The following is a 13574-nucleotide window of genomic DNA, read 5'->3' on the forward strand; positions in this document are numbered from 1 at the left end:
TGGCCCGGGCGCAGGACGGGCAGGGCGGTGTGCTCGTGGTGCGCGGGGAAGCAGGCATCGGGAAGACTGCGCTGCTCGAGTACGCCCGCGCCACCGCGACGACATCGGGGTTTCGGGCGGAGTACGCGGCCGGAGTGGAGTCCGAGACCCAGTTCGCGTTCGCGGGCCTCCACCAGTTGTGCGCGCCGCTGCTGGACAGGGCCGGCGCGCTGCCCGACCCGCAGCAGAGTGCCTTGGGCGTGGCGTTCGGCATGCGCGACGGCGCTGCGCCGGACCGGTTCCTGGTCGGGTTGGCGACCCTCAACCTGTTGGCCGAGGTGGCCGAGGACGGCCCGCTGCTGTGCCTTGTCGAGGATGCACAATGGTTGGATCAGGCGTCCGCGCAGGTCCTTGCGTTCGTGGCGCGGCGACTGGTGGCCGATCGGATCGCGTTGGTGTTCGCGCTGCGCGACCCGACCGATCGCGATGTCAGCGCCTTCGTCGACTTGCCCGAACTGCGGCTGGACGGGCTCGGACAGAAGGATGCACGGGCGCTGCTGGCCGCTGCCGTCGGCGCACCGCTCGACAACGCGGTGCGCGACCGGATCGTCGCCGAGGCGCGCGGCAACCCCTTGGCGCTACTGGAGTTGCCGAAGAGCGCACTGCCGTCGCTGCTGGCCGGCGGGTTCGAGTTGCCCAGCGCGCTGAGCGTACCGCGCCGCATCCAGGACAGCTTCCAGCAGCGTTCGGCCAGCCTGCCCGCCGAGACGCAGTTGCTGCTGCTGGTGGCCGCGGCCGATCCGACCGGCGACGTGTCGCTGCTCTGGCAGGCCGCCGCGCACCTGGAAATCGATCGCGAGATGATGGCGCTCGCGGAGACCGCCGGCCTGGTGGAGATCGATACCCGGGTGCGGTTTCGTCATCCGCTCGTACGCTCGGCGGTCTATGCGGCCGCGACCCCGCCCGACCAGCGCCGCGCACATCGCGTGCTGGCCGCCGTTACGGACCCCGGGATCGATCCCGACCGTCGTGCCTGGCACCGGGCGCAGTCCGTGCCGGGCACCGACGAGGAAGCCGCCGCGGAACTGGAGCGCACGGCCGGGCGTGCACGCTGCCGCGGCGGGTTGGCCGCTGCGGCCGCGTTCATGGAGCAGGCGGCCATGCTGACGCCTGACCCCGCCCGCCGTGCGAAACGCGCACTCGAAGCAGCGCACGCCAGGCACGACGCCGGCGGGCCCGAGGCCGCCATGGCGTTGCTGGCGGTCGCAGAGGCAGGCCTGCTGGATGCGCTGCAACGCGCACGCCTCGAGCTGCTGCGCGCCCAGATCGCCTTTCACCTGACGCGCGGCAACGAGGCGCCGGCAATGCTGCTCGATGCCGCCAAGACGCTCGCTCCACTGGATGCTCCACTCGCTCGGGAGACCTACCTGCACGCGCTGGAGGCGTCCTTCCATGCCGGTCGCCTGGCACCAGGCCGCGGGCTGCTTGAGGTGGCCGAGGCGGCCCGGAATGCACCTCTACCGCCCATGCCGCCGCGGCCGGCCGATCTCCTGCTGGACGGACTGGTCACCAGATTCACGCAAGGGTACGAGGCGAGCGTTCCCAGTCTGCAACGCGCCCTCGCTTCGCTGCGCGATGACGACTCCGGTGTTCTCGATGACAACGGGCGTTGGCTGTGGCTGGTGTGGCTGGCCTGCCATGTCGCGGCAATGCTGTGGGACGACGAGACGATCTACGTACTGGCCGACCGTGCCGTCCGCCTCTCCCGCAAAGCAGGTGCGTTGACCACACTTCCCGCCGCCCTCAACGCCCTGGCCTCGGTGCGCGTGCTCACCGGTGAGCTCACCGGTGCCACTGAGTTGCTGGCGGAGGACGATGCAATCACGCGGGCGACGGGTGGCCCGCCGCTCCCCAATGCCAGGCTCGTGCTACTTGCCTGGCGCGGCCAGGAACCCGAAACGTCGGAGCTCTCCGCGACCATGGTCGAGGATGCGACGCAGCGGGGTGAGGGCGCAACGGTCGGCCTGGCCGAGGTCTCGCTGGCATACCTGCACAACGGCCTGGGCAACTACGCCGCCGCGTTGGCCGCCGCGATGCCGCCGTGCGAGCACGACGAACTGGCGCACAGCAGCGTTGCGCTTCCCGAACTGGTCGAGGCGGCGGTTCGTGCGGGCGAACCCGAGCGCGCCGCCGCCGCTGCTGGCCTGTTGACCGCAAGGGCCAACGCCAGCGGCACCGAGTGGGCGCTCGGGATGGCTGCACGCTCGCGTGCGCTGACCAGCACCGGGCCGGGCGCCGAAGACGACTACCGTGAGGCGATCGAGCGGCTCGGAAACTGTCGGATGGCCACCCACCTCGCCCGCGCCCACCTCGTCTACGGCGAGTGGCTGCGCCATCAGCAAGGCCGCCGCCAGGATGCCCGTGAGCAGCTCCGGATTGCCCACGATCTGCTTTCGGACATGGGGGTGGAAGCGTTCGCAGAACGTGCCGCCCGCGAGTTGCGGGCCACTGGCGAGAACCCGCGCAAACGTACCGCCCAGCCGTCCGACACACTCACGGCCCAGGAGCTGCACATCGCCAGGTTGGTCGCCACCGGGGCCACGAATCGGGAGGTCGGCACCCAGCTGTTCCTGAGTCCCCGTACGATCGAAGCCCACCTGCGCAGCATCTTCCACAAGCTGGGCATCACCTCACGTCGGCAGATCAAGGACCTCAAGCTTCCCTGACACGCCGGACGCGAGCGGAAATCGGTCATGGCCCATGACGAGCGCTGGGTGCGCAAGAGCTGCCAAGGTAGGCTTTTCCGGCCGATCAGGGGACGAGCACGACTCGCCCCAGAACGGAGTTTCCTTCGACATAAGCGTGGGCGTCCGCAGCGGCCGCCAATGGAAACCTGGTATCCACCAACACCGCGATGTCGCCAGCGGCCGCCTGTTCCAGCATTCTGCCTACAGCTGCATGGACACCCGGCTTCTCGAACTGCGTCCCCATAAACACACCGTGAAGCGACTGGTTCGCCTGAAGTGCGGGCCACAGATCGATATCTAGGTCCCGGCCGCCGGCGTTGCCGACAAAGACAAGGGTTCCTTCCGGGCGCAGGGAGGCCAATGAAGCCTGCAAGGTCGATCCGACCGGGTCGACCACAAGATCCACGCCGCGCCCGTCCGTCAAACGCATGACCTCCTCGACGACATCGACCGCCCGATGGTCGATGGCATGATCGAGACCCAGGCTGGTCAGGCGTTCGGTTCGATGAGAACCCGAGACCGTCGCGATGACGTTCGCGCCGGCCTGATGCGCCAGCTGGATGGCGGCGAGTCCGACACCACCGGCTCCTGCCTGGACCAGGACCGTCTTGCCGCGCGCCAGGTCGCCGCGCACGAAGAGGCAGTGATGCGCGGTTCCGAACGCGATCGGCAATGACGCGCCCGCCGCCATATCGATGCCTTCCGGCATCGGCCAGGTCCGGCTGGCGGCGACGGCACGCAGCTGGGCATGCGATCCCGCAAGGTCGAAGCTCGTTACTTTCTGTCCGATGTGGCGATCATGGACCTGCGCGCCTACTGCCATGATTTCGCCGGCGGCGGCGAATCCGACGATGTAGTCCGGATGCGGCGGTGGGAAGGTCGCGCGGTTGATCAGATCGCCGCCTTCAATGGCGATCGCTTCAATGGAGATGAGGACGCCATCCGGCGGGCACACCGGATCGGGAACGTCCTTGTATTGCAGGACGTCCGGCGCACCCGGCTGATCGTAGATCGCTGCTTTCACCGGTTCACCTCGATTCGATGGCGTCGACCTCGCCCGCGTGCCGCAGACGGGCACGCATTCCCGGCTGCGCGGCGGCCGGCACGACGTGGTGATGAAGGCGCCGGTATCTCCGACCCGGTGTCGCCATGGCGAGTGCTGACGAAAGCGAACGGTAAGCAGACACTGATTGGATTCTGCGCTTCAGGGCACGATCGACCGATGTGGATGGGATGAGCCGCTGACGCTGCTTGGGCCTTCCTGTTCTCAGCCCAGCGAAACGCTGAACACCCTCTTGCCGATCGCAGTTCCAGCGCGAAGTTCCTGATGCGCGGCTTCCAGGGTTCCAGCGTCCAGGCTGCGCGCAGGGCCGTTCGCCGTGCTCTTCAGCACACCCTCATCCACGAGTTGTGCAACTCGATGAAGCAGGCGCCCTTGCTCGTGCAAGTCACTCGTTTCGTACAGGGACCGGGTGAACATCAGCTCCCAATGGATTGAGATGCTCTTGCGCTTGAAGACCCCGATGTCGAAACGAGCAGGATCATCGGTCAGGCTGAAAGCTCCCTGCGGGGAGAGGATGTCCGCGCTCCTGGCCACGTGTTCCCCGCTGGCGGTCAAGCTTGCAACGTAGTCCACGGAGTGCACGTCCACTGCACTGAGCTGTTCCCGCCAATCGGCGCGCGGGTCTATCACGTGGTGCGCACCCAACCCATACACCCACTGGGCACTCTCGGGACGGGATGCCGTGGCGATCACCTTGAGATTCGCGACCCTGGCAGCCAGCTGCACCATGGTCGATCCAACGCCTCCGGCGCCTCTGACGATCAGGATGGACTTCTGGCGACTGGGGGACGTCAGGTGGGTCCGGAACCGGTCGAACAGGATCTCCCAGGCCGTGATGCTGGCCAGCGGAAGGGCCGCAGCCTCCTCGAAGCCGAGGCTCGAAGGCATGTGACCGACGATGCGTTCATCGACCGCCTGGAATGCGGCATACGCGCCATCTCTTTCGATGTTCCCGGCGTACCAGACCCTGTCACCCGGCTTGAAGCCGTGCACCTTGTCCCCAACGCTGTGGACGATGCCGGTGGCGTCCCAGCCGAGGATCCGCTGGTCGCCAGGCACCATTCCATCCCTGACCTTGTAGTCGACGGGGTTGGCTGCAACGGCCTTGACCTGGACCAGCACGTCGCGCTCGCCGGGCGCGGGTGCCGGGACATCCAGCTGGACGAGGCGCGTTGTTGCTGAATCGGCTTCCCGGATGGCCGCAATGGCTTTCATGATGGGTCCTTGGCGCTATTGATGTGAAGGAAAGTGCGGAAGCACGTGCTCTGCGATCTCTTCAAGGACTTCCGGCGCTGGCCTCGAGCCGTACTTGAGGTTGATGGCGACATGTGCGATCCCCGCGGATCCGAGCGTGGACAGGATCTTCTTGAGGCGGTTACGCCCCAGTCTGTAGCCCAGGTGGATCGGCGTGGCGGCTGCGTCCGGGTCGTCGGTGAGGTCGACGTAAAGGGACTGCATGACGGGCTTGAAGTCGCCCTCTCCGGTGATGTCGACCGCTTCGCGCCATCGATCGAGGATCACGTTCTGCACGTTCGGCTCCCGGTGGTATGTCATCCACCCGTCGGCGTTCCGGGTTATCCAGTCGAGGGACTGCTGCGCGAAGCCGGTGATGAGGACAGGTACGGTGGGGGCGACGGCCGGCTTTGGCAGGACTTCGAACGGTCCTGCGTCCCGGTAAAGGTTTCGGACTTCGGTGAGGCGCGTACGAAAATCTTCACCCCTGCGGGCGTGTTCATGCCCGTAAAGCGGGAACTCGACCGGGCGGTCGCCTGATGCGACGCCAAAGAGGAACCGCCCCCCCGACAGGACGTCCACCGAACAGCTCGCCTTCGCAAGGTCCACCGCCGCACGCAGGGGCAGGATCACTGACCCGGTGCCGACGGCGATCCGGCGGGTTGCGGCTGCAACATAGGAAGTGAAGACCCACGTGTCGTAGATCTGGCCGGCATCGCCGAAATGCGGGTCGCGCACTGGCACATCGCGGGTCCACAGGGCGGCGAACCCCGCCTCGTCTGCTGCCCGGGCCAGTTCCAGCTGATTCTGCATTCTTGGGAGATCTCCCGTGAATGCCTCGATCGGGAAGAAGAGTCCGAGGGTGAGGTGATCCCTCCTGAAGGTGCGGCGGAAGCCCGGGTGCCCTGAAACGGTGTTTCCGGTCGTCATGGTGGCGATGCCTCGTTGGACCTGGTTGGGGGCTCGCGGAGGGGTGCCTTGATCAGGAGACCGAAATCACGCCCAGACGGATGCGACCAGGTGCATTTCGCACGCATGGAGGCCCAACCTCCGTGTCAGGCCGTGCTTGGGTCACTCCTGCAGGAAGCGCAGCAGGTCGTCGTTGAGCCGATCCTTGTGGGTATCCGCAATCCCGTGCGGTCCGTCCGGGTAGACGATCAGCCGGGCACCGGCGATCAACGCGGCCGACGCGCGAGCGGACGAGTCCACCGGCACGATCTGGTCGTCGCCGCCGTGGATCACCAGAGTCGGCACGTCGAACTTCGCGAGGTCGCCGCGGAAATCGGTGGCCGAGAACGCCGCGATCGAGTCGTAGGTATTCTTGTGGCCCGCCTGCATGCCTTGCACCCAGAACGACTGGATCAGTCCCTGGTCGGGCGTGGCGCCGGGCCGGTTGAAGCCGAAGAACGGACCCGAGGCGATGTCCAGATACAGCTTGGAGCGGTTGGCGAGCGAGCCTTCGCGCAGCCCGTCGAAGACCTCGAGAGGCAGGCCACCCGGATTGTCGTCGGTGCGCAGCATCAGCGGCGGCACCGCGGACACCAACACCGCCTTCTTCACCCTCGCGGTGCCATGGCGGCCGATGTAGCGCGCCACTTCGCCGCCGCCGGTGGAGAAGCCGACCAGGGTCACGTCCTCGAGATCGAGGGCTTCGATCACCGCCGCAAGATCGTCGGCATAGTGGTCCATGTCGTTGCCGTCCCAGTGCTGGCTGGAGCGCCCGTGTCCGCGACGGTCGTGGGCGACCACGCGGTAGCCCTGGTCGGCGAGGAACAGCATCTGCGATTCCCAGCTGTCGGAGTTCAGTGGCCAGCCATGACTGAAGGTGACGACCGGGCCATCCTTCGGGCCCCAGTCCTTGTAGTAGAGCTGCACGCCGTCTCGGGTGGTGATGGTGGTGGCGTGGACGGTCATTGGGGTCTCCTTGGCGGATGAGTTGGCCTGGGCGATGCTGCCCGGCTGCAGCGAGATGGCCAGCAGGCCGATGACGAATGGACGCATCAAGGTGTTCATGGCAATACCTCGTTCAATGGATGCCTTGATTCGGCGTCGCGTTCCGCTCGGACTGCGCAGGCCGATGCAACGTCGAGGCTGAACCCGGGCGGTGAGGTGGAGGTGACGGGCGGTCGAACGCACGCCATGCGATATCGGCCGGGAGTCCAGGTGCAAGGAACTCGGACAGGAACCGGCGCCAGCTGAAACATGGCGGGCAGGAGCAGCCGCTGAAGGACTCCGGGGGCGGAAAGCAGCGCAGCCCGGGGCAGGGAAGCGCTCATGACATGGCCGGCTCAGGCAGGGTGTGTTGCGCAGGCAGGGGAATGAACTCGGCGTCATCCGCATCGGGCAGTTTCATTCGACCCGCCTTCCAGTCCGCCGCGGCCTGCTCGAGCCTTTCCTTGGAGGAGGACACGAAATTCCAGTAGAGGAATCGCTCGCCGACCGGCTCCCCGCCGAGCAGCATCACCGACGAACGCTCCAGTGCCCATATCCAGGCAGGCCGGTCGTCGAGCACCAGCATCTTGCCGGCACCGTAGGTGACGCCACGCAGCTCGATCTCACCGGTGGCGATGTACACCGCGCGCTCGCGATGGCCGCCGGGGATTTCGGCCGTCGCGCCGCGCTCCATGGCCAGGTGCACGTAGAACTGCGGTGAATGGGTGGCCACGCCCGAAGTCAGCCCATAGGCGCTGCCGGCAATGACCTGTCCATGCACCCCGCCGTCGCTCCACTGCGGCAGGTCGGCGCAGGCGTGGTGGGAGAAGCTGGGCGCGGTTTCCTCGAACTCGGTCGGCAACGCCACCCATGCCTGGATGCCATGCAGATGGTCGCCTTGAGCCCGGGCGCGCTCGAGGCGCTCGCTATGGGTGATGCCACGCCCGGCGGTCATCCAGTTGACCTCTTTCGGGCGGATCGCCTGTTCGTAGCCGAGGCTGTCCCGATGCATCATCTCGCCGGAGAACAGGTAGGTGACCGTGGACAAGCCGATGTGCGGATGCGGCCGCACGTCGATGTCGCGGTCCACGCCGGCCGGGACGTCCACGGGCCCGATATGGTCGAAGAAGACGTACGGGCCCACCATGGGGCGCTTCGAGAACGGCAGCACGCGGCCGACTTCCATGCCGCCACCGAGGCTGCGACGCCGTTGCTCGATGATCAGTTCAACCATGTCGTGTCTCCGTTCGCTGTTCGTCTGCGACGTTCCGAGGCTGGTGGAAGCGAACGCCTTCGCCGGGATCGAACATTGCAATGCCGGTCCGGGCCGCGGAGGCAGGGACTTCTTCCTGCAGTACGTCCCAGTGCTCGGCGAGCTTGCCGCCCTCGATCCGGAACAGGTCGATCACCACCTGCGGTTTTTCCGACCAGCCGCGGATACGGCCGTGGATGGCGACGAAATCGCCTTCGGCAATCGCCAGGCCGGGTTCGTAGTGGACGGCATCGGACAGGTCCGCCACCAGCGCCTGCAGCGCGTCGCGGCCCTGCGGAATGTCGGGATTGTGCTGGACGTAATCGCGCGCGTAGAGACGTTCGACGGCCGATGCATCGCGCCGCTGGAACAGGGCGGTCATCGCCTCCAGCACCAGCGCCTTGTTGCGCCGGGGCTGGTCGTCGAAGACGACATCCGAGGTCCTGGTGATCGCGACTGTGCCGGTCATCCGCAGGAGCGTGCCGTCGGGCAGTGTTGCGAACGAATGAACCAGGTGCCGATCGTAGTCCTGGATGTTGGCGACGGTCGCGCCATCCTTTTCCTGCCAGCTGACGGCGAACAGGCTGTTGCCGAGCGGCAGGACGTGGATATCGACGACCTCGGTCCGGGCCAGCGGCCCTTCCTTGATCTCGAACTTCAGTCGCGTCGTGGACAGCAGGGTCAGGCTGACCCGGAACTCCGGATAGGAGACGTCCATTTCCAGTCCGACGGGAAAGCGGTCCAGAGACATATTCGTGACCTTTGATCGTTGCGAAACCCGGCTATGCCGGGGACAGCGTCGGGCGTTCGCTCACCAGCGCGCCGAGTTGCGCGCGTGCCTGCTCGACTGCCGCTTCGCGTGCCTCGGGGCCGTAGCCGATCCTCTCCGCATGCACGAAGGCGACGTCGGTCATGCCCATGAACCCCAGAAGGTGGCGCAGATAGGGTTCCTGGAAGTCGTAGGGGCGGGTCGGTCCCTCCGTGTACAGGCCGCCTCGCGCCGTGACCACGATCACGCGCTTGTCTGTCACGAGACCTTCCGGGCCCGCTTCGGAATACTTGAAGGTGAGTCCGGCGCGCAGCACGTGGTCGAACCAGGCGCGCAATCCGGTCGCGATGCTGAAGTTGTACATCGGCGAGCCGATCACGATCGTATCGGCGCTGTGCAACTCGGCGATCAGGGCGTCGGACACGGCCCGGGTCTCGAGCTCCACAGATGAGGCGGGCGTACCTCGCACACCGGCGATACTCGCTGTGCTCAGATGGGGCAGGGGTGTGGCGCCGAGGTCGTGCTCGAGCACGCGGGCGTCCGGATCCGCGACTTGCAGCCGCCAGACGGTCTCGGCGACCAGCGTTCGCGTCACCGACGCATCGCCGTAGACGCTGCTGTTCAAGACAAGGATCGTGGACATCGTGGGATTCTCCCGACGTTGCATCCAGCTCGAAGCCGGCAGGTACACGTGCCGACTTCGATGCAGACAGCGTCGTATCAGCCCGCGGCGGCCGGCACTGGCGTGTTGAGCAACTGCTGCTCCCACAGGAACGCGATGCCGCTACCGGCGCCGTGCTCGATCACGACGTCGTTCAACTTCATTGCGGTTTCGGCCCGGGCCCAGTCGCGCTGCCATTCGGCAGCCAGCGCCATCCAGGTGATGAGGTTGACGCCAGCTGCCGCCATTCGCTGGATCGCCACCTGATGCGCCTCGACGGAGGTGCCACCAGAGGCATCGGTCACGACGGTCACGTCCCAGCCTTCGCCAGCGGCCTGGATGGACGGCATCGCAACGCAGACCTCGGTCCACAGGCCGGCCATGACCAGCTGCCTGCGACCGGTCGCCTTGACCACGTCGACCACGTTCTTGTCTTCCCAGGTGTTGATGAGGGTGCGGTCGATCACTTTCTGATCGGGGAACACGCTGGTGATCTGCGGGAAGATCTTGCCGCCACGATCCTCGACCACGCTGGTGAGGATGGTCGGAACGTTGAACACCTTCGCGGCCTTGGCCAGGCCCGCTGCGTTGTTGACCGCCATGTGCGGGTCGTGGCTGTTGAGGTTCGCGAGCTGGTAGGGCTGGTGGTCGATCAGGACCAGGACCGAGTCCTCGGGGCGAAGAAGCGAAGAAAGTCCATTGCGAAACGTGGCGGCGCCGGGCTTGGGGGACATGCGGTTGGACCTCATGGTTCGGGGGACAGGAAGGTGAGAACGTCGTTCTCCCTGGCATCGAGTGTCGACAACGCAGACGCGGAGTGATTGCCTTTTCTTACGGTGATTTGTACGAAAACATCGTCGGGACCGTTCCCAATGTTGTGCGGCTGTTCTTGGAACGGAAGGCCTTTCCAAGATATGGAACCATGGCCATTGGAGACGTCGGTGCCCCCGTAGGCCGCCAGGATCCACACGAAATGAATCGCTACCCGCCAGCCGTGCAGGCGACCGGTTTCCTGTTCGTGTCGGGCCAAGTCGGCAGGTGCGGCGGAGGCCCGTCGGCATGTCGCCGTCGCCAGGCCATCGGGCTGTCGCCGACGAGGCGACGGAACACTCGAGTCAAGTGCGCCTGATCGTACATCCCGCAGGCCAGCGAAATCTGACACATCGAGTCCCCCGTTGTCAGCAGCAGCCGCTGTGCCAAATGCACTCTCCGGCGGGAGACGTAAGTCATTGGTGCCTGGCTGAAACTTCGTTTGAATGCACGGGAGAAATGGCTCGCACTGAGACGCGTGAGCGCAGCGAGATCCTTTACCCGGATCGGCGACTCCAGATGCGTCTCGATGTACGCGACGACACGACGTACCTGCCAGCCGGCCAGCCCGCCGTAAGGGCAAGCGGACGGACCGGATTCGGGAGCAAGGTCTTCGTTCAGGAGATCGAGTGCGCGCGCGACACAGGTTCTCGCGAATGCACGATCGGATCGCAGTGCGGCTTTGGCTTCGTTCAACAATACCGTGACTTCGGCGGGGTCCTGCCGGTAGTCGACAGGTGCACCGATCTGCTCTTCCGAGCGAGCCGTTTCGACGCTGGGAGTCATTGAATCGGTCATGGCGAGTAGTGCGTAGCAGGTGGCCTTGCGTGTGCTGGATAGCCTGGAAGGATGCTTCCGCCGAGTCCGACCTCAGGACCCAGCCAACGCCGGATTTCGACCGCCAGGGTTTCGGGTTCCGCATCCCTTACTATCTGGATGCTCGTAGCGGCCGCAGCCAATGCCCAGACAGCGGCCAGACCCGTGAGAACCCTGGCGCCGGATACGGTCGCGCTGCGGATGCCTTGTCGGTGAAGGACTTCGACATCGGGGACGCTGTGGGATTGCATGGACTTCTCTTCTCGATCTCAACAACCGCAAAACAGCGGTCGTGAGTCAGAATCGCGCAGGTAGCGGAACGTTCGCATCGGTCGAAGTCCCTGTGTCCCCGCCGGTCCACACCGTGCTGCCGTGTAGGTGTCGGGAACGCCGCGGGAAACGCGATAGCGCTGCGCGTACAGTTGCCCGTTCGACTCGCCCCGCAGGCGAACGTCGACGGGCCACGTCCCAGGTGCGCGCCCGTTGCGGGGGCGTTAGCCAAGCCCGTTGTTCGGGGGCGGCACGGAGGCTGCGATCATGCCGAGCATCGCGGCCGTAGCGCGTGCGACCGCCTGGGTGGCGCCCTCGGCGCTCCAGTCTCCACGTTCGAGTTCATGGGCGCGCGTGATGACACCCGGGCTCCAGGGGATCTCCGGGTCGAACTGGGGGAGCGTGCCGCTTGCCCACATCAATGCTGCCAGCGCGGCGACACGGGGTGTCGGTTCCACGCCGTCCACAAGGACGTTGCGGACCTCTCCGATCAGGCCGGACCTGCGTCCGCTTCCCCCTTCCTTGAGGGTAGTTGTCTTGAGCATGCCGAGCACTTTGCCGTTCTCCTCACGGATGTCGCTTCGCGCAATGAGGCGCTCCAGCAAAGGCTGGCGGAGTGCCGGCCCGATCGCGGCGAGCATGGTCTGTACCGCGCGCGGCTTGTCCGCGGCATAGTCCCACGCCGAGCGCAGAATCCCGTCCGACGGCGCCCTCCCTTCTACCGCTTCCACAATTGCGGAGCCGGTCGGGCTTGTTGTGGTCGTCACGCTCTCGTTGAAGGCGAGCTCCGCCAACACGGCCCCGGCCAGCACGTAGTAGAGCGTGTTCTCGCCAGCGATGGCACCGGAGTCGGGTTGGAACAGCACAAGTAGAAGATCCTCCGCAAGGGTCGGGGCACTGAGATCCTTCATTGGTCGCTCCTTATCTTGGATGTCTCGATTGGTAGAGGGTGGCCGGGCCGGCCTGGTCGTGGAGCGGGGCGAGGAGGGTACGCAGTGCGGTATCGTTCCAACAGTGATGACTCCCTGGATTTCCTACTTGCCAGTGATTTGGACGAGAACGGCCGATCTCACCTCCTGACCAGGCCGTAGCCGGTGAATGCAATGTCGTCAGGATCGCGCCAGGGGCGAAATATTCGCGTCGGTGAAAGTCACCTATGTCTTCGCCGGTCGTCACTGTTCTGATGCGTGGGGACGAGCTGGTGGACTCGGATCGCCTGGATCGCGCCGGGACGGCGTGGCCGCGGATCGTTCGGCTCCCGCGGGATCGTCTTCCCGTACTCGCTGCGCCCTACGCCTGGGTAGGATTCGTATCGGCTAGAATCGAATTGACACCGACGCAAAAGAAGCTGGACCGGTGGACTCGATGCGGCCTCGTGCTGGCGCACCACGGTTGTCTCTCCTGGGACGGCGCACGGAGCGTGCGACGATCGGACAGGTGTTGGCCCGGGCGCAGGACGGGCAGGGCGGTGTGCTCGTGGTGCGCGGGGAAGCAGGCATCGGGAAGACTGCGCTGCTCGAGTACGCCCGCGCCACCGCGACGACATCGGGGTTTCGGGCGGAGTACGCGGCCGGAGTGGAGTCCGAGACCCAGTTCGCGTTCGCGGGCCTCCACCAGTTGTGCGCGCCGCTGCTGGACAGGGCCGGCGCGCTGCCCGACCCGCAGCAGAGTGCCTTGGGCGTGGCGTTCGGCATGCGCGACGGCGCTGCGCCGGACCGGTTCCTGGTCGGGTTGGCGACCCTCAACCTGTTGGCCGAGGTGGCCGAGGACGGCCCGCTGCTGTGCCTTGTCGAGGATGCACAATGGTTGGATCAGGCGTCCGCGCAGGTCCTTGCGTTCGTGGCGCGGCGACTGGTGGCCGATCGGATCGCGTTGGTGTTCGCGCTGCGCGACCCGACCGATCGCGATGTCAGCGCCTTCGTCGACTTGCCCGAACTGCGGCTGGACGGGCTCGGACAGAAGGATGCACGGGCGCTGCTGGCCGCTGCCGTCGGCGCACCGCTCGACAACGCGGTGCGCGACCGGATCGTCGCCGAGGCGCG

The 13574-nt window shown here is 66.2% G+C and carries 12 protein-coding genes; 2 read left to right on the forward strand and 10 right to left on the reverse strand.

What is annotated here, in order from left to right:
• A partial coding sequence (locus tag JMO03_RS14925; RefSeq protein ID WP_202844542.1) for an ATP-binding protein occupies positions 1 to 2705 on the forward strand: 2705 nt, incomplete at its 5' end.
• 85 nt (positions 2706 to 2790) lie between these two features.
• Here the strand turns inward: JMO03_RS14925 and JMO03_RS14930 are convergent.
• The 10 genes from JMO03_RS14930 to JMO03_RS14975 form a co-directional block, all read right to left on the reverse strand.
• Positions 2791 to 3750 (reverse strand): zinc-binding dehydrogenase, encoded by a 960-nt coding sequence (locus tag JMO03_RS14930; RefSeq protein ID WP_202844543.1) that lies wholly within the window; start codon positions 3748 to 3750, stop codon positions 2791 to 2793.
• 243 nt (positions 3751 to 3993) lie between these two features.
• A complete protein-coding gene (locus tag JMO03_RS14935; protein ID WP_202844544.1) occupies positions 3994 to 5004 on the reverse strand; it encodes a zinc-binding alcohol dehydrogenase family protein in 1011 nt (336 codons plus the stop codon).
• A 15-nt stretch (positions 5005 to 5019) separates the two neighbouring features.
• On the reverse strand, positions 5020 to 5952 hold the full coding sequence (locus JMO03_RS14940) for an LLM class oxidoreductase (protein ID WP_202844545.1): 933 nt from the start codon (positions 5950 to 5952) through the stop codon (positions 5020 to 5022).
• Positions 5953 to 6093: 141 nt separating this feature from the next.
• Positions 6094 to 7035, reverse strand: coding sequence for an alpha/beta fold hydrolase (locus tag JMO03_RS14945; RefSeq protein WP_202844546.1), 942 nt, complete (start codon positions 7033 to 7035; stop codon positions 6094 to 6096).
• Between the two features lie 259 nt (positions 7036 to 7294).
• Positions 7295 to 8188, reverse strand: a complete 894-nt coding sequence (locus tag JMO03_RS14950) for a pirin family protein (protein ID WP_202844547.1) — start codon at positions 8186 to 8188, stop codon at positions 7295 to 7297.
• Positions 8181 to 8924, reverse strand: a complete 744-nt coding sequence (locus tag JMO03_RS14955; protein ID WP_202844548.1) for a nuclear transport factor 2 family protein — start codon at positions 8922 to 8924, stop codon at positions 8181 to 8183. The genes JMO03_RS14950 and JMO03_RS14955 overlap by 8 nt, the downstream gene beginning before the upstream one ends.
• 64 nt (positions 8925 to 8988) lie before the next feature.
• Positions 8989 to 9618: an FMN-dependent NADH-azoreductase gene (locus tag JMO03_RS14960; protein WP_202844549.1), complete on the reverse strand. Its 630-nt coding sequence runs from the start codon at positions 9616 to 9618 to the stop codon at positions 8989 to 8991.
• Positions 9619 to 9695: 77 nt separating this feature from the next.
• The gene (locus tag JMO03_RS14965; RefSeq protein ID WP_202844550.1) at positions 9696 to 10370 is read right to left on the reverse strand and encodes a hydrolase; all 675 of its coding nucleotides are present in this window, start codon (positions 10368 to 10370) and stop codon (positions 9696 to 9698) included.
• A gap of 247 nt (positions 10371 to 10617) precedes the next feature.
• Entirely contained in the window at positions 10618 to 11244 is a 627-nt protein-coding gene (locus tag JMO03_RS14970; RefSeq protein WP_202844551.1) for a helix-turn-helix domain-containing protein, read from the reverse strand.
• Positions 11245 to 11756: 512 nt separating this feature from the next.
• Positions 11757 to 12443 (reverse strand): GOLPH3/VPS74 family protein, encoded by a 687-nt coding sequence (locus JMO03_RS14975; RefSeq protein WP_202844552.1) that lies wholly within the window; start codon positions 12441 to 12443, stop codon positions 11757 to 11759.
• Between the two features lie 454 nt (positions 12444 to 12897).
• On the opposite strand from JMO03_RS14975, the gene JMO03_RS14980 reads away from it, so the two are divergent.
• Positions 12898 to 13574 (forward strand): BREX system ATP-binding domain-containing protein (locus tag JMO03_RS14980; protein WP_238346224.1); only part of this gene is annotated, 677 nt, incomplete at its 3' end.

Origin of the sequence: Luteimonas saliphila, from assembly GCF_016774335.1 — a bacterium.
GTDB classification, from domain to species: domain Bacteria; phylum Pseudomonadota; class Gammaproteobacteria; order Xanthomonadales; family Xanthomonadaceae; genus Luteimonas; species Luteimonas saliphila.

Bases quoted from the DNA above. Each gene is read 5' to 3' on its own strand.
- JMO03_RS14950 (WP_202844547.1), bottom strand. From the start codon at position 8,188: ATGGTTGAACTGATCATCGAGCAACGGCGTCGCAGCCTCGGTGGCGGC.
- JMO03_RS14945 (WP_202844546.1), bottom strand. From the start codon at position 7,035: ATGAACACCTTGATGCGTCCATTCGTCATCGGCCTGCTGGCCATCTCG.
- JMO03_RS14955 (WP_202844548.1), bottom strand. From the start codon at position 8,924: ATGGACGTCTCCTATCCGGAGTTCCGGGTCAGCCTGACCCTGCTGTCC.
- JMO03_RS14960 (WP_202844549.1), bottom strand. From the start codon at position 9,618: ATGTCCACGATCCTTGTCTTGAACAGCAGCGTCTACGGCGATGCGTCG.
- JMO03_RS14970 (WP_202844551.1), bottom strand. From the start codon at position 11,244: ATGACCGATTCAATGACTCCCAGCGTCGAAACGGCTCGCTCGGAAGAG.
- JMO03_RS14975 (WP_202844552.1), bottom strand. From the start codon at position 12,443: ATGAAGGATCTCAGTGCCCCGACCCTTGCGGAGGATCTTCTACTTGTG.
- JMO03_RS14940 (WP_202844545.1), bottom strand. From the start codon at position 5,952: ATGACGACCGGAAACACCGTTTCAGGGCACCCGGGCTTCCGCCGCACC.
- JMO03_RS14965 (WP_202844550.1), bottom strand. From the start codon at position 10,370: ATGTCCCCCAAGCCCGGCGCCGCCACGTTTCGCAATGGACTTTCTTCG.
- JMO03_RS14935 (WP_202844544.1), bottom strand. From the start codon at position 5,004: ATGAAAGCCATTGCGGCCATCCGGGAAGCCGATTCAGCAACAACGCGC.